At 71.0% G+C, this 23,476-nt stretch carries 21 protein-coding genes; 17 read left to right on the top strand and 4 right to left on the bottom strand.

Annotation, left to right across the window (positions count from 1 at the left end):
- Positions 1–148: 148 nt before the first annotated feature.
- Entirely contained in the window at positions 149–2,371 is a 2,223-nt protein-coding gene (locus ACFUNE_RS19480) for an elongation factor G-like protein EF-G2 (RefSeq protein ID WP_383569099.1), read from the bottom strand.
- A gap of 277 nt (positions 2,372–2,648) precedes the next feature.
- Here ACFUNE_RS19480 and pgsA point away from each other — a divergent pair, with 277 nt between their 5' ends.
- The 15 genes from pgsA (at position 2,649) to ACFUNE_RS19405 (ending at position 18,132) form a co-directional block, all read left to right on the top strand.
- Positions 2,649–3,320: a phosphatidylinositol phosphate synthase gene (pgsA, locus tag ACFUNE_RS19475; protein ID WP_383569096.1), complete on the top strand. Its 672-nt coding sequence runs from the start codon at positions 2,649–2,651 to the stop codon at positions 3,318–3,320.
- Positions 3,317–4,240 (top strand): phosphatidylinositol mannoside acyltransferase, encoded by a 924-nt coding sequence (locus ACFUNE_RS19470; RefSeq protein WP_383569093.1) that lies wholly within the window; start codon positions 3,317–3,319, stop codon positions 4,238–4,240. The genes pgsA and ACFUNE_RS19470 overlap by 4 nt, the downstream gene beginning before the upstream one ends.
- Positions 4,237–5,397, top strand: a complete 1,161-nt coding sequence (locus ACFUNE_RS19465) for a glycosyltransferase family 4 protein (protein ID WP_383569090.1) — start codon at positions 4,237–4,239, stop codon at positions 5,395–5,397. The genes ACFUNE_RS19470 and ACFUNE_RS19465 overlap by 4 nt, the downstream gene beginning before the upstream one ends.
- A 158-nt stretch (positions 5,398–5,555) precedes the next feature.
- Complete coding sequence (locus ACFUNE_RS19460; RefSeq protein WP_383569087.1) at positions 5,556–6,101, top strand: hypothetical protein; 546 nt, start codon at positions 5,556–5,558, stop codon at positions 6,099–6,101.
- A gap of 205 nt (positions 6,102–6,306) precedes the next feature.
- Entirely contained in the window at positions 6,307–7,227 is a 921-nt protein-coding gene (gene pdxS / locus ACFUNE_RS19455; RefSeq protein ID WP_031097695.1) for a pyridoxal 5'-phosphate synthase lyase subunit PdxS, read from the top strand.
- 6 nt (positions 7,228–7,233) lie between these two features.
- Positions 7,234–7,827, top strand: coding sequence for a pyridoxal 5'-phosphate synthase glutaminase subunit PdxT (gene pdxT / locus ACFUNE_RS19450; RefSeq protein WP_383569083.1), 594 nt, complete (start codon positions 7,234–7,236; stop codon positions 7,825–7,827).
- Between the two features lie 61 nt (positions 7,828–7,888).
- Complete coding sequence (locus tag ACFUNE_RS19445; protein WP_329226742.1) at positions 7,889–8,641, top strand: YebC/PmpR family DNA-binding transcriptional regulator; 753 nt, start codon at positions 7,889–7,891, stop codon at positions 8,639–8,641.
- Between the two features lie 119 nt (positions 8,642–8,760).
- Positions 8,761–9,294 carry a crossover junction endodeoxyribonuclease RuvC gene (ruvC, locus tag ACFUNE_RS19440; protein WP_267076788.1) on the top strand — a complete coding sequence of 178 codons (534 nt, stop codon included), beginning with the start codon at positions 8,761–8,763 and terminating at the stop codon, positions 9,292–9,294.
- The gene (gene ruvA / locus ACFUNE_RS19435; protein ID WP_383569078.1) at positions 9,291–9,917 is read left to right on the top strand and encodes a Holliday junction branch migration protein RuvA; all 627 of its coding nucleotides are present in this window, start codon (positions 9,291–9,293) and stop codon (positions 9,915–9,917) included. Before ruvC ends, ruvA begins: the two co-directional genes overlap by 4 nt.
- Before the next feature lie 82 nt (positions 9,918–9,999).
- Complete coding sequence (ruvB, locus tag ACFUNE_RS19430) at positions 10,000–11,085, top strand: Holliday junction branch migration DNA helicase RuvB (RefSeq protein WP_383569075.1); 1,086 nt, start codon at positions 10,000–10,002, stop codon at positions 11,083–11,085.
- 168 nt (positions 11,086–11,253) lie between these two features.
- Positions 11,254–11,727 carry a preprotein translocase subunit YajC gene (yajC, locus tag ACFUNE_RS19425; protein ID WP_383569072.1) on the top strand — a complete coding sequence of 158 codons (474 nt, stop codon included), beginning with the start codon at positions 11,254–11,256 and terminating at the stop codon, positions 11,725–11,727.
- 147 nt (positions 11,728–11,874) lie between these two features.
- Positions 11,875–13,611, top strand: coding sequence for a protein translocase subunit SecD (gene secD, locus ACFUNE_RS19420; protein WP_383569069.1), 1,737 nt, complete (start codon positions 11,875–11,877; stop codon positions 13,609–13,611).
- 1 nt (position 13,612) lies between these two features.
- Positions 13,613–14,722: a protein translocase subunit SecF gene (gene secF, locus ACFUNE_RS19415; RefSeq protein ID WP_383569066.1), complete on the top strand. Its 1,110-nt coding sequence runs from the start codon at positions 13,613–13,615 to the stop codon at positions 14,720–14,722.
- Positions 14,719–15,276 (top strand): adenine phosphoribosyltransferase, encoded by a 558-nt coding sequence (locus ACFUNE_RS19410; RefSeq protein ID WP_383569063.1) that lies wholly within the window; start codon positions 14,719–14,721, stop codon positions 15,274–15,276. Before secF ends, ACFUNE_RS19410 begins: the two co-directional genes overlap by 4 nt.
- Before the next feature lie 168 nt (positions 15,277–15,444).
- The gene (locus ACFUNE_RS19405; protein WP_383569060.1) at positions 15,445–18,132 is read left to right on the top strand and encodes a RelA/SpoT family protein; all 2,688 of its coding nucleotides are present in this window, start codon (positions 15,445–15,447) and stop codon (positions 18,130–18,132) included.
- 53 nt (positions 18,133–18,185) lie between these two features.
- Here the strand turns inward: ACFUNE_RS19405 and ACFUNE_RS19400 are convergent, their stop codons facing one another.
- From ACFUNE_RS19400 to ACFUNE_RS19390, 3 genes are all read right to left on the bottom strand, one after another.
- Positions 18,186–18,644: an ALF repeat-containing protein gene (locus ACFUNE_RS19400; RefSeq protein ID WP_383569058.1), complete on the bottom strand. Its 459-nt coding sequence runs from the start codon at positions 18,642–18,644 to the stop codon at positions 18,186–18,188.
- 202 nt (positions 18,645–18,846) lie between these two features.
- The gene (locus ACFUNE_RS19395) at positions 18,847–20,076 is read right to left on the bottom strand and encodes a DUF349 domain-containing protein (RefSeq protein WP_383569055.1); all 1,230 of its coding nucleotides are present in this window, start codon (positions 20,074–20,076) and stop codon (positions 18,847–18,849) included.
- 188 nt (positions 20,077–20,264) lie between these two features.
- Positions 20,265–21,065 carry a peptidylprolyl isomerase gene (locus ACFUNE_RS19390; protein WP_383569052.1) on the bottom strand — a complete coding sequence of 267 codons (801 nt, stop codon included), beginning with the start codon at positions 21,063–21,065 and terminating at the stop codon, positions 20,265–20,267.
- Positions 21,066–21,213: 148 nt separating this feature from the next.
- Here ACFUNE_RS19390 and ACFUNE_RS19385 point away from each other — a divergent pair, with 148 nt between their 5' ends.
- On the top strand, positions 21,214–21,900 hold the full coding sequence (locus tag ACFUNE_RS19385; RefSeq protein WP_383569049.1) for an MBL fold metallo-hydrolase: 687 nt from the start codon (positions 21,214–21,216) through the stop codon (positions 21,898–21,900).
- A gap of 15 nt (positions 21,901–21,915) precedes the next feature.
- A complete protein-coding gene (gene hisS / locus ACFUNE_RS19380; protein ID WP_383569046.1) occupies positions 21,916–23,178 on the top strand; it encodes a histidine--tRNA ligase in 1,263 nt (420 codons plus the stop codon).
- Positions 23,179–23,476 lie beyond the last annotated feature (298 nt).

The raw sequence follows: 23,476 nt of genomic DNA, 5'->3' as shown, positions 1-23,476 counted from the left end.
CTGAGCTGGGCCCACAGCTTATCGTCCGGGCCCGGCGCCCGTCCGGCGATCGGGCCGGGGACGGGCGGAAGGGGGCGATATCCAGTCAAGCGTGGCCTTTCGTCCAGGTCGGACCGCGCCGACCTGGCCTGATCCGCACGGCAGGCCCCTAGCTTCCTGTGCTGTTCTCCCGCGCTTCGCGGATGCGTTCGGCGAGTTGGCGAGGCATCGGCTCGTGCCGGGCGTACGCCCGGTCGAACCGTCCGGCGCCGTGCGTCAGGGACCGGAGGTCGACGGTGTACCTGCCGATCTCGATCTCCGGCACCTCGGCACGTACGAGCGTGCGCTCCCCGGTCGACTGTTCGGTGCCGACGACCCGGCCGCGCCGGGCCGCGAGGTCGCTCATGACCGCCCCCACGTCGTCGTCGGGAACCAGCACACCGATCCGGGCGACGGGTTCCAGGAGTTCGACGCGGGTGTCCGCCGCGGCCTCCCGCAGCGCCAGCGCTCCCGCGGTCTGGAAGGCGGCGTCGGAGGAGTCCACCGAGTGTGACTTCCCGTCGAGCAGGGTCACGCGTACGTCGACGAGCGGATTCCCGGCCGCGAGGCCGCGGGCCGCCTGGGCGCGCACGCCCTTCTCCACGGCTGCGACGAACTGCCTCGGAACGGAGCCGCCGACCACCTTGTCGACGAACTCGATGCCCGCGCCGGGCGGCAGCGGCTCCACCTCGATCTCGCAGACGGCGTACTGGCCGTGACCGCCGGACTGCTTGACGTGCCGGCCCCGTCCCACGGTCCGCGACGCGAACGTCTCCCGCAGCGGGACGCGATGGGGTTCGGCGTCGACCTGGACGCCGTACCTGCTCCGCAGGCGCTCCAGAGCCACTTCCGTGTGTGCCTCCCCCATGCACCACAGGACGACCTGGTGGGTGTCCTGGTTCTGCTCCAGGCGCATCGTGGGGTCCTCGGCGACCAGGCGGGCAAGGCCCTGCGAGAGCTTGTCCTCGTCGGCCTTGCCATGGGCGCGGACCGCCAGCGGGAGCAGCGGGTCGGGCATGGTCCACGGCTCCATCAGCAGAGGGCCGCCGTCGGTCGAGAGGGTGTCGCCGGTCTCCGCCCCGCCCAGCTTGGAGACACAGGCCAGGTCTCCCGCGACGCAGTGGTCCAGCGGCCGCTGCTGTTTGCCGAAGGGCACGGACAGGGCGCCGGCACGCACATCGGACTCATGACAGGGGCGGGCCCCTCCGCCGGGTCCGGTGAGGCCGTGGCCGCACACGTGCACGGTGTCGTCGGGGCGCAGCGTGCCGGAGAAGACACGGACGAGCGCGACCCGCCCGACGTAGGGGTCGGACGAGGTCTTGACGACCTCGGCGACCAGAGGGGCCGCCGGATCGCAGACGGGGGCCGGGCGCGGCACGCCGTCCGGGGTGGTGACGGCGGGCGGCGTGCGTTCCTCGGGGGAGGGGAAGCCGCGGGTGATCAGGTCGAGGAGTTCCATGGTGCCGACGCCCTGGCGGGCGCCCTCGGCGGCGGGGGCCGCGGTGACGACGGGGTGGAAGGAGCCGCGCGCCACGGCGCGCTCCAGATCACGGACGAGCGTCGTGACGTCGACCTCGCCACCACCCAGGTAGTGCTCCATGAGGGTCTCGTCCTCGCTTTCGGCGATGATCCCCTCGATGAGCCGGTCACGGGCCTCCCGGAGAGGTCCCCGCCGGTCACCGGAGGGCGGCGCCTCCTTCCGTTCCCCCGAGGAGTAGTCGGAGACCTGCTGGGTGAGGAGTCCGGAGAGCCCGGTGAGGGGGGCGTGTCCGTCCGGGCCCTCGGGCCCCCGCACCGGGAGGTGGAGGGGGAGCACGGCGTCGGGGTCGTCGCGCCCGAAGATCCGGCCGCAGATCCGGGTCATCTCGTCGAAGGACGTGCGCGCGGTGTCCAGGTGGGTGATGACGACGGCACGCGGCATCCCGACGTCCGCGCACTCCTCCCAGGCCTCGCGGGTTGCCTCCGCCACGGCGTCCGCCTCCTGGGCCGCCGAGACGACGAAGAGGGCCGCGTCCGCCGCGCGCAGACCGGCCCTGAGCTCCCCGACGAAGTCCGCGTAGCCGGGGGTGTCCAGCAGGTTGATCCTGCAGCCGTCCCACTCGACGGGGACGAGCGAGAGCTGCACGGAACGTTGCCGGCGCTGTTCGATCTCGTCGTGGTCGGAGACGGTCGCGCCGTCCTCGACCCGGCCGGCCCGGTTCAGCGCTCCGGCCGTCAGGGCCAGCGCCTCGACCAGGGTGGTCTTGCCCGAGCCGCTGTGGCCGACCAGCACCACGTTCCGTACGGAAGCGGGCCTGCCGGCCGTCGCCGCCCTTCCGGCGGCTCCGGTGTGCGTATGTGTCCTGTCGCCCATGATGCGTGCCTCCCGATCGGTGGCGCAGTGCCGCAAGAGCTGGGGAGCGGATGCACGGGCGGGGCGGAGCCGCCGCGGCGGCTCCGGCGACGCCCGCGGTCATTCGAGCTTTTCACCCGTGCCGGACGCCGTCCACACGTCGCGTGCGGCGAGGCGTGTCTTCCGGGACACCGGGCGGGACGGGGTGCCCGGCCGATGCCGGGCACGGCTGGTGACTACGATGGGCCAGCCGGTGGCCGAAGGGGCCGCTCGGCGCCCACCGAACCTCGGGAAGGCCATGCTGAACAAGTACGCGCGTGCATTTTTTACGCGTGTCCTCACACCGTTCGCCGCTCTGCTGCTCCGTCTCGGGGTCAGCCCCGACGCGGTCACGCTCGTCGGCACGGCCGGAGTGATGGCAGGTGCACTGGTCTTCTTCCCGATGGGGGAGTTCTTCTGGGGCACGATCGTGATCACGGTCTTCGTCTTCTCGGACCTGGTCGACGGCAACATGGCCCGGCAGGCCGGGATCTCCAGCCGGTGGGGCGCGTTCCTGGACTCGACGCTCGACCGGGTGGCGGACGGGGCGATCTTCGCCGGCTTCGCGCTCTGGTACGCGGGCAGCGGTGACGACAACATGCTGTGCGCGGTCGCGATCTTCTGCCTGGCCAGCGGCCAGGTGGTCTCCTACACGAAGGCCCGCGGCGAGTCGATCGGACTGCCCGTCGCGGTGAACGGACTGGTGGAGCGGGCCGAGCGGCTCGTGATCTCGCTGGTCGCGGCCGGCCTCGCCGGGCTGCACGGCTTCGGGGTGCCGGGCATCCAGATCCTGCTGCCCATCGCGCTGTGGATCGTCGCCGCGGGCAGCCTGGTCACGCTGGTCCAGCGGGTGGTGACCGTGCGCAGGGAGTCGGCCGAGGCCGATGCCACCGCGGCGGCCGCCCCGGGCGGGAGCGGGTCCGCGCAGTGAGCGGCACCGGGTCCGACCTGAAGGGACGGCTCAGCGACGGGCTCTACGGCCTCGGCTGGGGCGCGGTCAAGAAGCTTCCCGAGCCGGCCGCGGCCGCGCTCTTCCGCACCCTGGCCGACCAGGTGTGGAAGCGGCGCGGGAAGTCCGTACTGCGCCTGGAGTCGAACCTCGCCCGAGTGGTGCCGGACGCGGACGCGGCGAGGCTCGCCGAGCTGTCGAAGGCCGGCATGCGCTCGTACATGCGCTACTGGATGGAGTCCTTCCGGCTGCCGACCTGGAGTCCGGAGCGGATCAAGGCGTCCATCGACGTCCGTGACGCCCACCGGCTCACGGAAGGCCTGGACGCCGGCCAGGGCGTCGTCCTCGCGCTGCCGCACCTGGGGAACTGGGACCTGGCGGGCGCGTGGGTCACCACGGATCTCAAGGTGCCGTTCACGACGGTCGCGGAGCGGCTCAAGCCGGAGACCCTCTACGACCGGTTCGTGGCCTACCGCCAGGGCCTGGGCATGGAGGTCCTGCCGCACAACGGAGGGGCCGCGTTCGGGACGCTGGCCCGGCGGCTGCGCGCCGGCGGGCTGGTCTGCCTCGTCGCCGACCGCGACCTGTCCGCCTCCGGCGTCGAGGTGGACTTCTTCGGCGACACCGCGCGCATGCCCGCCGGGCCGGCTCTGCTGGCCCAGCAGACCGGCGCCCTGCTGCTGCCCGTCACCCTCTGGTACGACGGCACCCCCGTCATGCGGGCACAGGTCCATCCGCCCGTTCCCGTACCGGAGACAGGTACCCGGGCCGACAAGACGTCCTCCATGACACAGGCGCTGGCCGACGCCTTCGCCGGCGGGATCGCCGAGCATCCGGAGGACTGGCACATGCTGCAACGGCTCTGGCTCGCCGATCTGGACCCCCAGGGGGAAGCTCCGTGAAGATCGGCATCGTCTGCCCGTACTCCTGGGACGTTCCGGGCGGGGTGCAGTTCCACATCCGCGACCTGGCCGAACACCTGATTCGCCTCGGCCACGACGTCTCGGTGCTCGCACCCGCCGACGACGAGACGCCGCTCCCGCCGTACGTCGTGTCCGCGGGCCGGGCGGTGCCCGTCCCGTACAACGGCTCGGTCGCCCGGCTGAACTTCGGGTTCCTGTCCGGCGCACGAGTCCGCCGCTGGCTGAACGACGGCACCTTCGACGTCATCCACATCCACGAGCCCACCGCGCCCTCCCTGGGCCTGCTCACCTGCTGGGCCGCGCAGGGGCCGATCGTGGCGACCTTCCACACGTCCAACCCGCGCTCCAGAGCCATGATCGCGGCGTACCCGATCCTCCAGCCCGCGCTGGAGAAGATCAGCGCGCGGATCGCGGTCAGCGAGTACGCGCGGCGGACGCTGGTCGAGCACCTCGGCGGCGACGCCGTGGTCATCCCCAACGGGGTCGACGTGGACTTCTTCGCCCGCGCCGAACCGAAGGCCGAGTGGCAGGGCGGCACGCTCGGCTTCATGGGGCGGATCGACGAGCCGCGCAAGGGTCTGCCCGTCCTGATGAAGGCGCTCCCCGCGATCCTCGCCGCCCGTCCGGAGACCAGGCTCCTCGTCGCCGGGCGCGGTGACGAGGAGGAGGCGGTCGCCTCGCTGCCGGAGGAGATGCGCTCGCGCGTCGAGTTCCTGGGCATGGTGAGCGACGAGGACAAGGCACGGCTGCTGCGCAGCGTCGATGTGTACGTCGCGCCGAACACCGGTGGCGAGAGCTTCGGCATCATCCTGGTCGAGGCACTGTCGGCGGGAGCCCCCGTCCTCGCCAGCGACCTGGACGCGTTCGCGCAGGTGCTCGACCAGGGATCCGCGGGTGACCTGTTCGCCAACGAGGACGCGGACGCCCTGGCCGCGGCCGCGATCCGGCTGCTGGGGGACCCGGATCGGCGCGAGGGACTGCGGGAACGCGGCAGCGCGCATGTGCGCCGCTTCGACTGGACGACGGTCGGCGCGGACATCCTGGCCGTGTACGAGACGGTGACGGACGGGGCCGCCGCCGTGGACACCGACGAACGCACGGGGCTCCGCGCGCGCTTCGGCCTCGCGAGGGACTGAGGCACCTCGGTCCGCCCGGCCCCGGGGTCCGCCCGGCCCCGGGGTACGCCCGGGCCCCGGGGTACGCCCGGCCTGGGGTACGCCCGGCCCGGGGTACGCCCGGCCTGGGGACGTACCGGCGGCCGGGGTGACTCCGTCCGACGGTAGCCTTGCCGCCCGTGATCGAAATCCTCATCTGGACCGTCGTCGCGCTGTTCGCGATCGGCCTGTATCTCAGCTGGACCGCCGGACGGCTCGACCGGCTCCACGCACGCATCGACGCGGCCCGCGCGGCGCTGGACGCCCAGCTGCTGCGCCGCGCCTCGGTCACCCAGGAACTGGCCACGTCCGGTGTCCTCGACCCCGCCGCGTCGATCGTGCTGTACGAGGCGGCGCACGCGGCGCGGCAGGCCGAGGAGGAGCACCGCGAGGTCGCCGAGAGCGAGCTGAGCACCGCCCTGCGAGCGGTCTTCGGCGAGTCGGCACAGGTCGAGGCGGTGAAGGAGTTCCCGGGCGGTGAGGACGCGGCCAAGGAGCTGGCCGCCGCCGTTCGCCGCGTACCGATGGCGCGCCGCTTCCACAACGACGCCGTGCGCGCCGCCCGCGCGCTGCGCAGGCACCGGACCGTGCGGCTGTTCAGGCTCGCGGGGCACGCGCCGTTCCCGCTGGCGTTCGAGATGGACGACGCGCCGCCGGTGGCCCTGGCGGACCGTCCCGGCAGCTGAGACCGCGCCCTCCGGCAGGGCTGCGCGGGATCGGCCCGGCAGCTGAGACCGGGCGCTCCTGCGGGGCAGTGCGGGATCGGCCGGGCAGCCGTGGACGCACAGAACGATCCACGCGGTACTCATTGGCCCTTGCTGTGGACTGCTTCCGGAGCGTTTGCTCGGGTCTGCAGTGTCCAGCGCCTTTTCACCCCAGTGAGGTCGATCCGTGTCCACGCTTCCCAGCACCCCGCAGTCCGCCGAGACCCCGGCCACCGGCACCGCCCGCGTCAAGCGCGGCATGGCCGAGCAGCTCAAGGGCGGGGTGATCATGGACGTCGTCAACGCCGAGCAGGCGAAGATCGCCGAGGACGCGGGCGCCGTGGCCGTCATGGCCCTGGAGCGGGTGCCGGCCGACATCCGCAAGGACGGCGGCGTGGCACGGATGTCCGACCCGAACATGATCGAAGAGATCATCGAGGCCGTCTCCATCCCCGTCATGGCCAAGTCCCGCATCGGCCACTTCGTCGAGGCCCAGGTCCTCCAGTCCCTCGGCGTCGACTACATCGACGAGTCCGAGGTCCTCACCCCGGCCGACGAGGTCAACCACAGCGACAAGTTCGCCTTCACCACCCCCTTCGTCTGCGGTGCCACCAACCTGGGTGAGGCCCTGCGCCGTATCGCCGAGGGTGCCGCGATGATCCGCTCCAAGGGTGAGGCGGGCACGGGCAACGTCGTCGAGGCCGTGCGCCACCTGCGCCAGATCAAGAACGAGATCGCCCGGCTGCGCGGCTACGACAACAACGAGCTGTACGCCGCCGCGAAGGAGCTCCGCGCCCCCTACGAGCTGGTCAAGGAGGTCTCCGAGCTCGGCAGGCTGCCCGTCGTCCTGTTCTCGGCCGGCGGCGTCGCCACCCCCGCGGACGCGGCCCTGATGCGCCAGCTCGGCGCCGAGGGCGTCTTCGTCGGCTCCGGCATCTTCAAGTCCGGCGACCCGGCCAAGCGCGCCGCCGCCATCGTGAAGGCCACCACCTTCTACGACGACCCGAAGATCATCGCGGATGCCTCCCGCAACCTCGGCGAGGCCATGGTCGGCATCAACTGCGACACGCTGCCCGAGGGCGAGCGCTACGCCAACCGCGGCTGGTAAGCACCGATGACCGACACCCCTGTCATCGGAGTCCTGGCTCTCCAGGGCGACGTACGGGAACACCTGATCGCCCTCGCCACGGCGGACGCCGTGGCCAGGCCGGTCAGGCGGCCCGAGGAGCTCGCCGAGGTCGACGGGCTCGTCATACCCGGTGGCGAGTCCACCACGATGTCCAAGCTGGCCGTGCTCTTCGGCATGCTCGACCCCCTCCGTGAGCGGGTCGCCGCCGGTATGCCGGTCTACGGCACCTGCGCGGGGATGATCCTGCTCGCCGACAAGATCCTCGACCCGCGCTCCGGCCAGGAGACGGTCGGTGGCATCGACATGATCGTGCGCCGCAACGCCTTCGGGCGGCAGAACGAGTCCTTCGAGGCGTCCGTCGAGGTCGAGGGCGTGCCCGGCGGGCCCGTCGAGGGAGTCTTCATCCGGGCACCCTGGGTGGAGTCGGTCGGCGCCAGCGCGGAGGTCATCGCGGTGCACGGCGGCCATATCGTGGCCGTACGCCAGGGAAACGCCTTGGCCACGTCGTTCCACCCGGAGCTGACCGGGGACCACCGGGTGCACGCACTCTTCACCGACATGGTGCGCGCCGTGGGCTGATCCGATCCCGGTAGGATCTCTCGGGTTCGGATCGATTTTGGTGACGCGAAGGAGAAGGCAGATGTCCGGCCACTCTAAATGGGCTACGACGAAGCACAAGAAGGCCGTGATCGACGCCAAGCGCGGCAAGCTCTTCGCGAAGATGATCAAGAACATCGAGGTCGCGGCCCGCACGGGCGGCGCCGACGTGTCCGGCAACCCGACCCTCTTCGACGCCATCCAGAAGGCCAAGAAGAGCTCCGTCCCGAACAAGAACATCGACTCGGCGGTCAAGCGCGGTGCCGGTCTCGAGGCCGGTGGCGCCGACTACGAGACGATCATGTACGAGGGTTACGGCCCGAACGGTGTCGCGGTGCTCATCGAGTGCCTGACCGACAACCGGAACCGTGCCGCGTCCGACGTCCGTGTCGCCATGACCCGCAACGGCGGTTCCATGGCCGACCCGGGCTCCGTCTCGTACCTGTTCAACCGCAAGGGCGTCGTGATCGTCCCCAAGGGTGAGCTGTCGGAGGACGACGTCCTCGGCGCGGTGCTCGACGCGGGTGCCGAGGAGGTCAACGACCTCGGTGACACCTTCGAGGTGCTCAGCGAGGCCACCGACATGGTCGCGGTCCGCACGGCGCTGCAGGAGGCCGGCATCGACTACGACTCGGCCGAGGCCAACTTCGTCCCGACCATGCAGGTCGAGCTCGAGGAAGAGGGCGCGCGCAAGATCTTCAAGCTGATCGACGCGCTGGAGGACAGCGACGACGTGCAGAACGTCTTCGCCAACTTCGACGTCTCCGACGAGGTCATGGAGAAGGTCGACGCCTGAGGCGGCGGCACGCACCGCATCGACGGGCCGACGGGACACACCCCGTCGGCCCGTCGCATTGTCAGCGGGGACCGATAGCCTGCGGGAACAGATGACCGAGCGGCGGAGGGGGCCCATTCATGCGGGTGTTGGGCGTGGACCCGGGGCTGACCCGGTGCGGTGTCGGAGTCGTCGAGGGAGTCGCCGGCCGGCCGCTGACCATGGTCGGCGTCGGCGTCGTGCGGACCCCGGCCGATGCGGAGCTCGGCCACCGTCTCGTCGCGATCGAGCAGGGCATCGAGCGGTGGCTCGACGAGCACCGGCCGGAATTCGTCGCCGTGGAGCGGGTGTTCGCCCAGCACAACGTGCGGACGGTCATGGGCACCGCACAGGCCAGCGCCGTCGCCATGCTCTGCGCGTCCCGCCGCGGCATCCCCGTCGCCCTGCACACCCCCAGCGAGGTCAAGGCCGCCGTGACCGGATCCGGGCGCGCCGACAAGGCGCAGGTCGGGGCCATGGTGACCCGGCTGCTCCGGCTCGACGCGCCGCCGAAGCCCGCCGACGCCGCCGACGCCCTCGCCCTCGCCATCTGCCACATCTGGCGCGCGCCCGCGCAGAACCGACTGCAGCAGGCCGTCGCCGCCCACCGCACGCTGAAAGGCCGTACCGCATGATCGCCTTCGTCTCCGGCCCTGTCGCCGCTCTCGCCCCGGCCACAGCCGTGATCGAGGTCGGCGGCATCGGCATGGCCGTCCAGTGCACCCCCGACACCCTCGCCGGCCTGCGGATCGGCAAGGAGGCCAGGCTGGCCACCTCCCTGGTCGTCCGGGAGGACTCGCTCACCCTCTACGGCTTCGCCGACGACGACGAGCGGCAGGTCTTCGAGCTGCTCCAGACCGCCAGCGGTGTGGGTCCCCGGCTCGCCCAGGCGATGCTCGCCACGCACAGCCCGGACGCCCTGCGCGCCGCGGTCGCCACCGGTGACGAGAAGGCACTCACCGCGGTCTCCGGCATCGGCAAGAAGGGTGCCCAGAAGCTCCTCCTCGAGCTCAAGGACCGGCTCGGCGAGCCGGTCGGCGCACACATCGGCCGGCAGGGCATCGGCACCCCCGTCAGCTCCTCCTGGCGCGACCAGCTGCAGGCCGCGCTGATCGGCCTCGGCTACGCCACCCGCGAGGCCGACGAGGCGGTGAGCGCCGTCGCCCCGCAGGCCGAGGCGGCGATCGCCGGCGGCGGCCAGGCGCCCGTGCCGCAGCTGCTGCGCGCCGCTCTGCAGACACTCAACCGCGCACGCTGACCCCAGGGGCCGCGCGCCCCCGTACCGCCGGCCGGAGCACCGCACGGCCCGGCACCGAAACACCCGAGGCGGGACTGACGAGATGAACTGGGACGAGACCGGATCCAGCACCGGCGACCTTGACGACGAGCGGCTGGACGACCGGCTGGTCGACGCCGGCGCCGACGGCGAGGACACCGCGGTCGAGGCCGCCCTTCGACCGAAGGACCTCCACGAGTTCGTCGGCCAGGAGAAGGTGCGCGAGCAGCTCGACCTGGTGCTCAAGGCCGCCCGCGCCCGGGGCGCCACCGCCGACCACGTCCTGCTCTCCGGAGCCCCGGGGCTCGGCAAGACCACCCTCTCCATGATCATCGCGGCCGAGATGGGCGCCCCGATCCGGATCACGTCGGGCCCCGCCATCCAGCACGCCGGAGACCTCGCGGCGATCCTCTCGTCGCTCCAGGAGGGCGAAGTCCTCTTCCTCGACGAGATCCACCGCATGTCGCGGCCCGCCGAGGAGATGCTCTACATGGCGATGGAGGACTTCCGCGTCGACGTGATCGTCGGCAAGGGGCCCGGCGCCACGGCCATCCCGCTGGAACTGCCGCCGTTCACGCTTGTCGGCGCCACCACCAGGGCCGGACTGCTGCCGCCCCCGCTGCGTGACCGCTTCGGCTTCACCGGCCACATGGAGTTCTACGCCCCCACCGAGCTGGAGCGGGTCATCCACCGCTCCGCCGGACTGCTCGACGTCGCCATAGACACAGCGGGGGCGGCCGAGATCGCCGGACGCTCCAGGGGCACGCCCCGCATCGCCAACCGGCTGCTGCGCCGTGTCCGGGACTATGCCCAGGTCAAGGCCGAGGGGCGGATCGACCGGGACATCGCCGCCGCGGCCCTGCGCGTCTACGAGGTCGACGCCCGGGGGCTCGACCGTCTCGACCGGGCGGTGCTCGGCGCCCTGCTGAAGCTCTTCGGCGGAGGCCCCGTCGGGCTCTCCACCCTCGCGGTGGCCGTGGGGGAGGAGCGGGAGACGGTCGAGGAGGTCGCCGAGCCCTTCCTCGTACGGGAGGGGCTGCTCGCCAGGACGCCCCGGGGCAGGGTCGCCACCCCCGCTGCCTGGGCACACCTCGGGCTGGTGCCCCCGCAGCAGGGCGCAAAGGGACAACAGGGCCTGTTCGGGGCGTGACGGAGCGTGGGTTGGCCAGCAGGGGAACCACGGTGCGATGCTGGACGTTGTTCCAATGATGCGGACTCGCTTAGACTCCGCCGATGCCGCCCTTACAGGTCGGTGTACCCACCCCCGTAGACCAGGCCGCGTGATTCCAGCGTGGTCGTGCGAAGGAAGTTCCGTCCCGTGAGTCTCGTGACCCTCCTCCCCTTCATCGTGCTCATCGGGGCCATGTTCCTGATGACCCGGTCCGCCAAGAAGAAGCAGCAGGCGGCTGCGCAGATGCGCAACGACATGCAGCCCGGCACCGGCGTCCGGACGATCGGGGGCATGTATGCCACCGTCAAGGAGATCCAGGACGACACGGTCATCCTCGAGGTCGCGCCGGGCGTCCACGCCGTCTACGCCAAGAACTCCATCGGTGCCGTCCTGGACGACGCGGAGTACAACCGCATCGTGCACGGCGACGACGAGCTGGAGGACGAGGGCACGGTCGTGCCCGACGACGCCTCCTCTCTCACCGCCGGTGAGGCCACGGACACGGACGGCGACGTCGCGAAGATCGACCTGGGCAAGAAGGCCGAGGACGCCGACGCGCCCAAGGACGCCGAGGTAAAGGGCTCCGAGGCCAAGGCCGACGGCGAGGGCGACGCGAAGTAGTTCCACGACCCAGAGACGCCGGACACCCACGGGTGTCCGGCGTCTCACGGGCCGTGCGGTCTTCTGCGGGGGCGGGTCCCCACAACACTTCGTGGCCGCTCGGGCGCGTACCCGGCGCGGGGCGGTTGGACAGGGAGAAACGAAAAGGTGGCAGCACCGAAGAAAGGCCGGGGCTCAACCGGTGGACAGGGCAGGCCGGGCCGCGCCCTGGCGCTGATCCTGATTGCCATGGTCGCCCTGACCGGCGGGATGTTCCTGTCCGGTCACACCACGCCCCGGCTCGGTATCGACCTGGCCGGCGGCACATCGATCACGCTCAAGGCGAAGAGCCAGCCCGGCAAGCCTGACGCGATCAACGAGACCAACATGAACACCGCGGTCAGCATCATCGAACGCCGTGTCAATGGTCTGGGTGTCTCCGAGGCCGAGGTTCAGACCCAGGGCGCATCGAACATCATCGTCAACATCCCCAAGGGTACGAACTCGAAGCAGGCCCGGGACCAGGTCGGCACGACCGCCCAGCTCTACTTCCGGCCCGTGCTCACGGTCACCGACGGTGGACCGACGCCCAAGGGCTCCGCGAGCCCGTCGGCGAGCGGTTCCGGGAAGCCGAGCGCCACGCCCAGTGCGAAGGCGAGCGACCCGGAGACCGCCTCGGGTTCGAAGGCGACGCCCTCGGCGAGCGCCACCACCCAGGGCCGTGCCGTCACGGACGCCCTGAAGAAGGACGCGACGCCGACGCCCTCCGGTGCGGCGAAGTCGGACGCCCCCGCGGCGACCGAGACGCCCGACCCGGCCACCGCCGCACTCGAGAAGAAGTTCACGGCGCTGGACTGCTCCGACAAGTCCGCCCGCGCCAAGGCCGGAGACGGCGTCAAGCCCGAGGACCCCACGGTCGCGTGCAGCTCCGAGGGTGACGCCAAGTACCTCCTCGGCCCGGCCGAGGTCTCCGGTACGGACGTCGACGACGCGAAGGCCCAGTTCGACCAGCAGCGCGGCATCTGGCTCGTCTCCATGGAGTTCACCGACAAGGGCTCCAAGAAGTTCCAGACGATCACCAAGAAGCTGTCGACGCAGCAGTCCCCGCAGAACCAGTTCGCGATCTCCCTCGACGGTGAGGTCGTCTCCGCACCCCAGGTGAACGAGACGCTCAGCGGCAGCGCCGAGATCTCCGGCAGCTTCACCCAGCAGTCCGCGGAGGACCTGGCCAACGTGCTGTCATACGGTGCGCTCCCGTTGTCCTTCAGCGAGGACACGGTCACCACCGTCACCGCCGCCCTCGGTGGCGAGCAGCTGGAGGCCGGTCTCATCGCCGGCGCCATCGGCCTCGCCCTGGTCGTCATCTACCTGGTGGCCTACTACCGCGGCCTGGCGCTGATCGCTCTCTTCAGCCTGCTGGTCTCCGGCATCCTGACGTACACGATCATGGCTCTGCTCGGCCCGGCCATCGGCTTCGCGCTGAACCTCCCGGCCGTCTGCGGTGCCATCGTGGCGATCGGAATCACGGCGGACTCGTTCATCGTCTACTTCGAACGCATCCGCGACGAGATCCGTGAGGGCCGTACGCTCCGTCCGGCCGTGGAACGCGCCTGGCCCAGGGCCCGTCGCACCATTCTGGTCTCCGACTTCGTGTCGTTCCTCGCAGCGGCCGTGCTCTTCCTCGTCACCGTCGGCAAGGTCCAGGGCTTCGCGTTCACGCTGGGCCTCACCACCCTGCTGGACGTCGTCGTGGTGTTCCTCTTCACCAAGCCGGTCATGACACTGATGGCCCGCACGAAGTTCTTCGGCAGCGGTCACCCGTGGTCCGGCCTGGACCCGAAGCGCCTCGGCGCCAAGCCGCCGCTGCGCCGCTCCCGCCGCATCAACCACCCGAAGGAGGCGTGAGATGTCGCGACTCGGCGATCTCGGCGCCCGGCTCTACCGTGGCGAGGTCGGTTACGACTTCATCGGCAAGCGCAAGATCTGGTACGGCGTCTCGATCCTGATCACCATCACGGCCATCCTCGGCCTGGCGGTCAGCGGCCTGAACATGGGCATCGAGTTCAAGGGCGGTGCCGTCTTCACGACGGACACCAAGGCCAAGGTGTCCGTCTCCCAGGCCCACGAGGACGCGGTCGCGGCCTCCGGCCACGAGGCGATCGTCCAGGAGCTCGGCAACGGCGGGCTCCGGATCCAGATCACCGAGGTCGACACCGCCAAGGCCGACCAGATCAAGACCCAGCTCTCCGAGGACCTCGGTGTCCCCGAGGCGAAGATCAACGCGGACCTCGTCGGCCCCAGCTGGGGTGAGCAGATCGCCAACAAGGCCTGGGCGGGCCTCGGCATCTTCATGGTCCTCGTGGTGGTCTACCTGGCCATCGCCTTCGAGTGGCGGATGGCCATCGCCGCGCTCGTCGCGCTGATCCACGACATCACCATCACGGTCGGTGTCTACGCCCTGGTCGGCTTCGAGGTCACCCCGGGCACCGTGATCGGTCTGCTGACCATCCTCGGTTACTCCCTCTACGACACGGTCGTCGTCTTCGACAGCCTCAAGGAGGGCACGAAGGGGATCACCAAGCAGACCCGCTGGACCTACAGCGAGATCGCCAACCGCTCCATCAACGGCACGCTGGTGCGCTCCATCAACACCACCGTCGTCGCGCTGCTGCCGGTCGCCGGTCTGCTGTTCATCGGTGGCGGTGTCCTCGGCGCCGGCATGCTGAACGACATCTCGCTGTCCCTCTTCGTCGGCCTCGCCGCCGGCGCGTACTCCTCGATCTTCATCGCCACCCCGCTGGTCGCCGACCTCAAGGAGCGCGAGCCGCAGATAAAGGCACTGAAGAAGCGGATCCTCGCCAAGAGGGCCGCGGCCGCCGCCAAGGGCGAGTCCGTCGAGGACGAGCGTGACGACCGGGCGGACGACCTCGACGAGGACGACGAGCGCGCGGGGGCCGTCGTCGGCCAGCGCCGGCAGACCGGAGGCCACGGCCGTTCCCCGAGGAACCGCCGATGACCAGCACGGACGTCGACGACGCCACCCGGGAGCTGCTGCTCAGCCGGATCCGTGACGTACCGGACTATCCGAAGCCCGGAGTGCTGTTCAAGGACATCACCCCGCTGCTCGCGGACCCGGTGGCCTTCTCCGCGCTCACGGACTGGTTCGCGGAGCTCTGCGTGCGCCACGGGGCCACTAAGATCGTCGGCCTCGAGGCGCGCGGATTCATCCTGGCCGCGCCGGTCTCGGTCCGGGCCGGGATCGGGTTCGTACCCGTGCGCAAGGCGGGGAAGCTGCCGGGCGCCACGCTCGGGCAGGCCTACGAGCTGGAGTACGGCACCGCGGAGATCGAGATCCACGCCGAGGACCTCTCCGCCGACGACCGCGTCATGGTCATCGACGACGTCCTTGCCACCGGTGGCACCGCGGAGGCCTCGCTGGAGCTGATCCGGCGGGCCGGTGCCCAGGTCGCGGGGGTCTCGGTCCTCATGGAGCTCGGCTTCCTCGCCGGCCGCGGGCGACTGGAGGCAGGGCTGCGGGACGCCCCGCTGGAGGCTCTGATCAGCCTCTGACCTGCACCGCGCGACCGTAGCGCGCGTAAGGACCTACAGGACGGGTATCCGGGAACATCCGGGTACCCGTCCTGTGTTGTGAGGGGTTCCGCAGTCCCCGGGCGAGGACCTGCCCGGGGGTCGATACCATGGGCTTTCCGGTAGCCCGGATCCGCACGAGGAGCGCTCTTGCCAGACGAGGCCCAGCCCGCCGCCGCCCCGCAGCCCGAAAGGCCCGAGGCGGCCTCCGCCACGCCCGGGAAGGCGCAGTCCGACGGGGCCGCCGAGCCCGGGACCGCCGGCGAGCACACGCAGGGCCCCGCCGAGGCTCCGGCCCCCCAGGCGCCCGCCACACAGGCTAAGCCGACCCCGCCTCCCGGGACGAAGGCCGTGCCCTCCTCCGGGACGAAGCCCGCACCCCCCGCCGAGCCCTCCGGGGCCCCCGCCGCGAAGCCCGTGACCGGAGCTCCGGCACCGAAGACCCCGGCGCCAGCGGCGAAGCCTCCGGCGCCCGCGCCCGTCGCGAAGCCCCCGGCCAGGTCCGCCGCCACCCCGCCGACCGCGCCCGCACGCTCCGGTGGCTCCTCCAACCGCGTCAGGGCCCGCCTCGCCCGACTGGGGGTACAGCGCTCCAGCCCGTACAACCCGGTCCTCGAACCCCTCCTGCGCACGGTGCGCGGCAACGATCCCAAGATCGAGTCCGCCACTCTCCGCCAGATCGAGAAGGCCTACCAGGTCGCCGAGCGCTGGCACCGGGGCCAGAAGCGCAAGAGCGGCGACCCCTACATCACCCATCCGCTCGCCGTCACCACGATCCTCGCCGAGCTCGGCATGGACCCGGCGACCCTGATGGCCGGTCTGCTGCACGACACCGTCGAGGACACCGAGTACGGCCTGGACACCCTGCGCAAGGACTTCGGCGACCAGGTCGCCCTGCTCGTCGACGGCGTCACCAAGCTCGACAAGGTCAAGTTCGGCGAGGCCGCCCAGGCCGAGACCGTGCGCAAGATGGTCGTCGCCATGGCGAAGGACCCCCGGGTCCTCGTCATCAAGCTCGCCGACCGGCTGCACAACATGCGCACCATGCGCTACCTCAAGCGGGAGAAGCAGGAGAAGAAGGCCCGCGAGACCCTCGAGATCTACGCGCCGCTGGCCCACCGCCTGGGCATGAACACCATCAAGTGGGAGCTGGAGGACCTCGCCTTCGCGATCCTCTACCCCAAGATGTACGACGAGATCGTCCGCCTCGTCGCCGAGCGTGCGCCCAAGCGCGACGAATACCTCGCCATAGTGACCGACGAGGTCCAGTCCGACCTGCGCGCCGCCCGCATCAAGGCCACCGTCACGGGGCGGCCGAAGCACTACTACAGCGTGTACCAGAAGATGATCGTGCGGGGCCGCGACTTCGCCGAGATCTACGACCTGGTGGGCATCCGCGTCCTCGTCGACACCGTCCGCGACTGCTACGCGGCGCTCGGCACCGTCCACGCCCGGTGGAATCCGGTGCCCGGGCGGTTCAAGGACTACATCGCGATGCCGAAGTTCAACATGTACCAGTCGCTGCACACCACGGTGATCGGCCCCAGCGGCAAGCCCGTCGAGCTCCAGATCCGTACGTTCGACATGCACCGCCGCGCCGAGTACGGCATCGCCGCGCACTGGAAGTACAAGCAGGAGGCCGTCGCGGGCGCCTCCAAGGTGCGTACGGACGTCCCCAAGAACACGGGCGGCCGCGGCCAGGACACCGTCAACGACATGGCGTGGCTGCGCCAGCTCCTGGACTGGCAGAAGGAGACCGAGGACCCCAGCGAGTTCCTGGAGTCCCTGCGCTTCGACCTCTCGCGCAACGAGGTCTTCGTCTTCACCCCGAAGGGCGACGTGATAGCGCTGCCCGCCGGTGCGACGTCGGTCGACTTCGCGTACGCCGTCCACACGGAGGTCGGCCACCGGACCATAGGAGCACGGGTCAACGGTCGGCTCGTGCCACTTGAGTCGACCCTCGACAACGGCGACCTGGTGGAGGTCTTCACCTCCAAGGCGGCCGGCGCCGGGCCCTCCCGGGACTGGCTGCAGTTCGTCAAGTCGCCCCGGGCGCGCAACAAGATCCGCGCGTGGTTCTCCAAGGAGCGGCGTGACGAGGCGATCGAGCAGGGCAAGGACGCCATCGCGCGGGCCATGCGCAAGCAGAACCTGCCGATCCAGCGCATCCTGACCGGCGACTCCCTGGTCACGCTGGCGCACGAGATGCGCTACCCCGACATCTCGTCTCTGTACGCGGCGATCGGCGAAGGGCACGTCGCCGCGGCGGGTGTCGTCCAGAAGCTCGTCCAGGCGCTCGGCGGCGAGGACGCGGCCAACGAGGACCTGGCGGAGAGCTCGCCGCCCTCGCACGGTCGCAACAAGCGCCGGGCCAAGGCGGATCCCGGTGTGGTCGTCAAGGGCGTCGATGACGTCTGGGTCAAACTGGCCCGCTGCTGCACGCCTGTTCCCGGCGACCCCATCATCGGGTTCGTGACCCGGGGCAGCGGAGTCTCCGTGCACCGCGCGGACTGCGTGAACGTCGACTCGCTCTCGCAGCAGCCCGAGCGGATCCTGGACGTCGAGTGGGCGCCCACCCAGTCGTCGGTCTTCCTCGTCGCCATCCAGGTCGAGGCGCTGGACCGGTCACGGCTGCTCTCCGACGTCACCCGCGTCCTGTCCGACCAGCACGTGAACATCCTGTCGGCAGCCGTGCAGACCTCCCGGGACAGGGTGGCCACCTCGCGCTTCACCTTCGAGATGGGCGACCCCAAGCACCTGGGACACGTCCTGAAGGCCGTGCGGGGCGTGGAGGGCGTCTACGACGTCTACCGGGTCACCTCGGCGCGCAGGCCCTGAGGACGCCGTGTCCGGCAGGCGCTCAGCCTGCCGGACACGGCGGCCCCGGCCGTCTACGCGTCGACCTCGTACCGGCCGTACTCCAGGAAGTAGCGCATCTCCTCGGGCGTGCCGTCGACGGCCTCCTGGACCGCGGCGCGCAACGCGGCGCTGATGCCGGGGCGGTTCAGGATGCTGACGATGGCGACGCGGTCGTCCTCGGCCTGGGCGACGCGGTAGCCGGTTTCGAGCCAGGTGCGCATTTCGTCGGGGGTGCCGTTGTCGAGGAGTGTGTTGATCTCCTTGACGACCCTCCTGCCGGAGTCCGGGTCGGCGAGTATGCGGGAGAGGGCGACGCGGACGTCGTCGTCGGACATCTCGTCCACCGGGGTCTCCAGGACCACGACCGCCGGCGACACAGCCACAGGGGCGGGTGAGGAGACGGGTCCGGCGGCGAAGGCCGGGCCGGCCAGAAGGAGAGCCGGGGCCAGGGCGGTGGCCGCGACGGTCAGGGCGGCACGAGTGGATCTCATGGGTGAACCTGCCCCAAGGTCGTAGCGAACCCGGTGCCGGCACAGTGCGCGTGCCGACGTGGAGATCATCGCGCCCGGGTCTGACAATCACCGGCGGACTCCGGCAGCGCCGCATGGTTCCGCGTTGCCGTCCACATGCGAGAGGGGCTCCCGTACGCCAGGCGTACGGGAGCCCCTCTCGTTCGGGACGGGATCGCCCGGCTCAGCCGCCGAACTCCTCCAGGCCCTTCAGCGCCTGGTCCAGCAGCGCCTGCCGGCCCTCGAGCTCGCGGGAGAGCTTGTCCGCCCGGGCGTTGTTGCCCGAGGCACGGGCCGTGTCGATCTGCGTGCGCAGCTTGTCGACGGCTCCCTGGAGCTGCCCGGTCAGACCCGCGGCGCGCGCCCGCGCCTCCGGGTTCGTCCGGCGCCACTCGGACTCCTCGGCCTCCTGGAGGGCCCGCTCCACGGCGTGCACCCTGCCCTCGACCTTCGGGCGGGCGTCGCGCGGGACGTGGCCGACGGCCTCCCAGCGCTCGTTGATGGAACGGAAGGCCGCCCTGGCCGCCTTCAGGTCCGTCACCGGGACCAGCTTCTCGGCCTCGGCGGCGAGCTCCTCCTTGACCTTGAGGTTCTCGCCCTGCTCGGCGTCCCGCTCGGCGAAGACTCCGCTGCGGGCGGCGAAGAACACGTCCTGGGCACCGCGGAATCGGTTCCACAGGTCGTCCTCGGACTCGCGCTGGGCGCGGCCCGCGGCCTTCCACTCGGTCATCAGGTCGCGGTAACGCGCGGCCGTCGTACCCCAGTCGGTAGAGCCGGAGAGCGACTCGGCCTCGGCGACCAGCCGCTCCTTGACCTTGCGGGCGTCCTCGCGCTGGGCGTCCAGCGCGGCGAAGTGGGCCTTGCGGCGCTTGGAGAAGGCGGAACGCGCGTGCGAGAAGCGGTGCCACAGCTCGTCGTCGGACTTGCGGTCCAGACGGGGCAGCCCCTTCCACGTGTCGACCAGCGCCCGCAGGCGCTCACCGGCCGACCGCCACTGCTCGCTCTGCGCCAGCTCCTCGGCCTCGACGACGAGCGCCTCCTTGGCCTGACGGGCCTCGTCGGTCTGCTTCGCCTTCTGGACCTTGCGCTCCTCGCGCCGGGAGTCGACCGTCGCGACGAGCGCGTCCAGCCGCTTGCCGAGCGCGGCGAGGTCGCCGACTGCATGGTGCTCGTCGACCTGCTGACGCAGGTGATCGATCGCCGCCGTGGCGTCCTTGGCCGAGAGGTCGGTGGTCTTCACCCGCCGCTCGAGGAGGCCGATCTCGACCACCAAGCCCTCGTACTTGCGCTCGAAATAGGCCAGAGCCTCCTCAGGGGAACCGGCCTGCCACGATCCGACGACCTGCTCGCCGTCGGCTGTACGCACGTACACGGTGCCTGTCTCGTCGACACGGCCCCACGGGTCGCTGCTCACAGCGCCTCCTCCACCTGATGCATCGAGGGGGTTCGCCCCCCGTGCATCGTCCACAGTTTCCTGGGGCGGGCAGCGCCCGCCCTGCACAACGCCAATCTAGGCGACCGGCCGCCCGGCTGTCCGCACTCAGCGCGGCTGAAATTCTCCGGTGCGGTCCGTGACCCCGCGCCGGGCGGCCCCGCGCACGGTCAGGCCTTGTCGACCGTCGCCTTCTCGACCGTGACGGTCTTCTTCGGGGCGCCGTCCCCCGCGCCACCGGTGACGCCCGCCTCGGCGACCTTCTTGACCGCCTTCAGACCGGCATCGTCCATGGTGCCGAACGGCGTGTAGCTGGGCGGCAGTTGGGTGTCCTTGTAGACCAGGAAGAACTGGCTGCCGCCGGTGCTCGGCTGGCCGGTGTTCGCCATCGCGACGGTGCCCGCCGGATACGTCACCGAGCCCTCGGCGCCCGCCTTGCCCAGCGCGGTCAGATTCTCGTCCGGGATCGTGTAGCCGGGACCACCCGTGCCGTCGCCCTTCGGGTCACCGCACTGCAGGACGAAGATGCCCTCCGTGGTCAGCCGGTGACACTTCGTGTCGTCGAAGTACCCCTTGTCCGCGAGGGCCTTGAACGAGTTCGTGGTGTGCGGGGTCTTCGCCGCGTCCATCGCGATGCCGATGTCGCCCTGGCTCGTCTTGAGCGACATCGAGTACTTGGCCTTCTTGTCGATCTTCATCGCGGGCTCGGGAGCCTTGCTCTCGCTCTCCGAGGGCGAGGGCGAAGGCGTCGCCGACGGGTCGGCGCTCGCGGCCGCGTCCGCGGAGCTCTTCGAGTCGTCGTCGCCGCGGGCGAGGTAGGCGCCGGCACCGATGACCGCCACCACGGCCACCGACGACGCGATGATCATCGTGAGACGCCTGGTCCTCCGGCGCGCTTCCTCCCGGCGCGTCTGCTGCCGCTCGAACTTCTCCCGGGCGAGCTGCCGCCGCCGCTGATCGCTGCTGACCACCGGATGGTCTCCTTGTGCGTCGTGTGATCGGACCTGGAATGCCCGTACGGTATATGGGTTAGCTGTGGAATGAGGAGCGCCGGTAGTCTCTGGTCTGCCGCATTTCCCTCCGCGGCCCTCCTCGTCGGACGAAACACTAAGGACGATCGTGCTCATTGCCGGGTTCCCCGCCGGGGCCTGGGGGACCAATTGCTACCTGGTCGCCCCTGCCGCCGGTGAGGAGTGCGTGATCATCGACCCGGGCCACCAGGCCGCCCAGGGCGTCGAGGAAACGCTGAAGAAGCATCGGCTCAAGCCCGTCGCCGTCGTCCTCACCCACGGCCACATCGACCACGTCGCCTCGGTCGTCCCCGTGTGCGGTGCCCATGACGTGCCCGCCTGGATCCACCCCGAGGACCGCTACATGATGAGCGACCCGGAGAAGGCGCTCGGCCGGTCCATCGGGATGCCGCTGATGGGCGAGCTGACCGTGGGCGAGCCGGACGACGTGCACGAGCTGGGCGACGGCGCCGTGCTGAATCTGGCGGGCCTGGAGTTCGGCGTCGCGCACGCGCCGGGGCATACGAAGGGGTCGGTGACGTTCAGGATGCCCGAGGCCGCGGATGTCCCGCAGGTCCTCTTCTCGGGCGACCTGCTCTTCGCCGGCTCCGTCGGACGCACCGACATGCCCGGCGGCGACCCGGCCGAGCTGCTCGATTCGCTGGCCCGCGTGTGCCTGCCGCTCGACGACTCGACCGTGGTGCTGTCCGGCCACGGCCCCCAGACGACCATCGGCCGCGAGCGCGCCTCCAACCCGTACATGAACGGTCTGGCAGCGCCCCGCCGAGGAATGTGACGAGAGAAAAACACCGTGAGCACCTTCCAGGCCCCCAAGGGCACGTACGACCTGACCCCGCCGCGCTCCGCGAAGTTCCTCGCGGTGCGCGAGGCGATCTCCGCACCCCTGAAGAACTCCGGTTACGGCTACATCGAGACGCCCGGCTTCGAGGACGTCGCCCTCTTCGCGCGCGGTGTCGGTGAGTCCACCGACATCGTCTCCAAGGAGATGTACGCCTTCGAGACCAAGGGCGGCGACAAGCTCGCGCTGCGCCCCGAGGGCACGGCCTCCGTGCTGCGCGCGGCGCTGGAGGCCAACCTCCACAAGGCGGGCAACCTCCCGGTCAAGCTCTGGTACTCCGGCTCGTACTACCGCTACGAGCGCCCGCAGGCGGGCCGCTACCGCCACTTCTCGCAGGTCGGTGCCGAGGCCATCGGCACCGAGGACCCGGCGCTCGACGCCGAGCTGATCATCCTCGCCGACCAGGCGTACCGCTCCCTCGGCCTCAGCCAGTTCCGCATCCTGCTGAACTCGCTGGGCGACAAGGAGTGCCGCCCCGTCTACCGCGAGGCCCTCCAGGCGTTCCTGCGCGACCTCGACCTCGACGAGGAGACCCGCCGGCGCATCGAGATCAACCCGCTCCGGGTGCTCGACGACAAGCGGGCCGACGTCCAGAAGCAGCTGACCGGCGCCCCGATGCTCCGCGACTTCCTCTGCGACGCCTGCAAGGCGTACCACGAGGAGGTCCGCGACCTGCTGACGGCGGCGGGCGTGGCGTACGAGGACGACGAGAAGCTGGTCCGGGGTCTCGACTACTACACCCGCACGACCTTCGAGTTCGTCCACGACGGACTGGGCTCCCAGTCCGCGGTGGGCGGCGGCGGCCGGTACGACGGGCTGTCCGAGATGATCGGCGGCCCGGCCCTGCCGTCCGTCGGCTGGGCCCTCGGCGTGGACCGCACGGTGCTGGCGCTGGAGGCGGAGGGCGTCGAGCTGGAGACCCCGTCGGCCACCAGCGTGTACGCCGTGCCCCTCGGGGAGGAGGCCCGGCGGGTGCTCTTCGGCCTCGTGACGGAGCTCCGCAAGGCCGGCGTCGCCACGGACTTCGCCTTCGGCGGCCGTGGGCTGAAGGGCGCGATGAAGAGCGCGAACCGTTCCGGCGCCCGTTTCACGGTCGTGGCCGGTGAGCGCGATCTCGCCGAAGGCGCGGTCCAGCTCAAGGACATGGAGTCCGGCGAGCAGGAGCCGGTCGCGCTCGACGCGCTCGTGGCCACGGTGCGCGCGAAGCTGGCCTGATCCGCACCTGTTCCCACCGCTGTGCCCGCCCGGTCCGTCCGGGCGGGCACAGTGCGTCCGGGCGCCGGAGAACCGCCGCTCGACACCGGTGGTCCCCGTACCGTCAACTCCGCGCAAGCGGATTCATCCTCCGGGCCGCTTCGGGTACGGGGCGCCCGCCCTCACCCGGCGCGGTGCCCGTCGCGGGGACGGCGTTCGACGGCCGCGCCCCCTCCTGCCGCGCAGGATCCGCGCGGCGCCGCCTCCGTCCCGTTCACCGGGACCGCGTGCTCCGCGGTGCCGGACCGCCCGGGCGCGG

The sequence above is a fragment of the Streptomyces sp. NPDC057287 genome (genome assembly GCF_042667905.1).
Taxonomy (GTDB): domain Bacteria; phylum Actinomycetota; class Actinomycetes; order Streptomycetales; family Streptomycetaceae; genus Streptomyces.
This window is presented reverse-complemented; position numbering and strand designations above follow the sequence as displayed.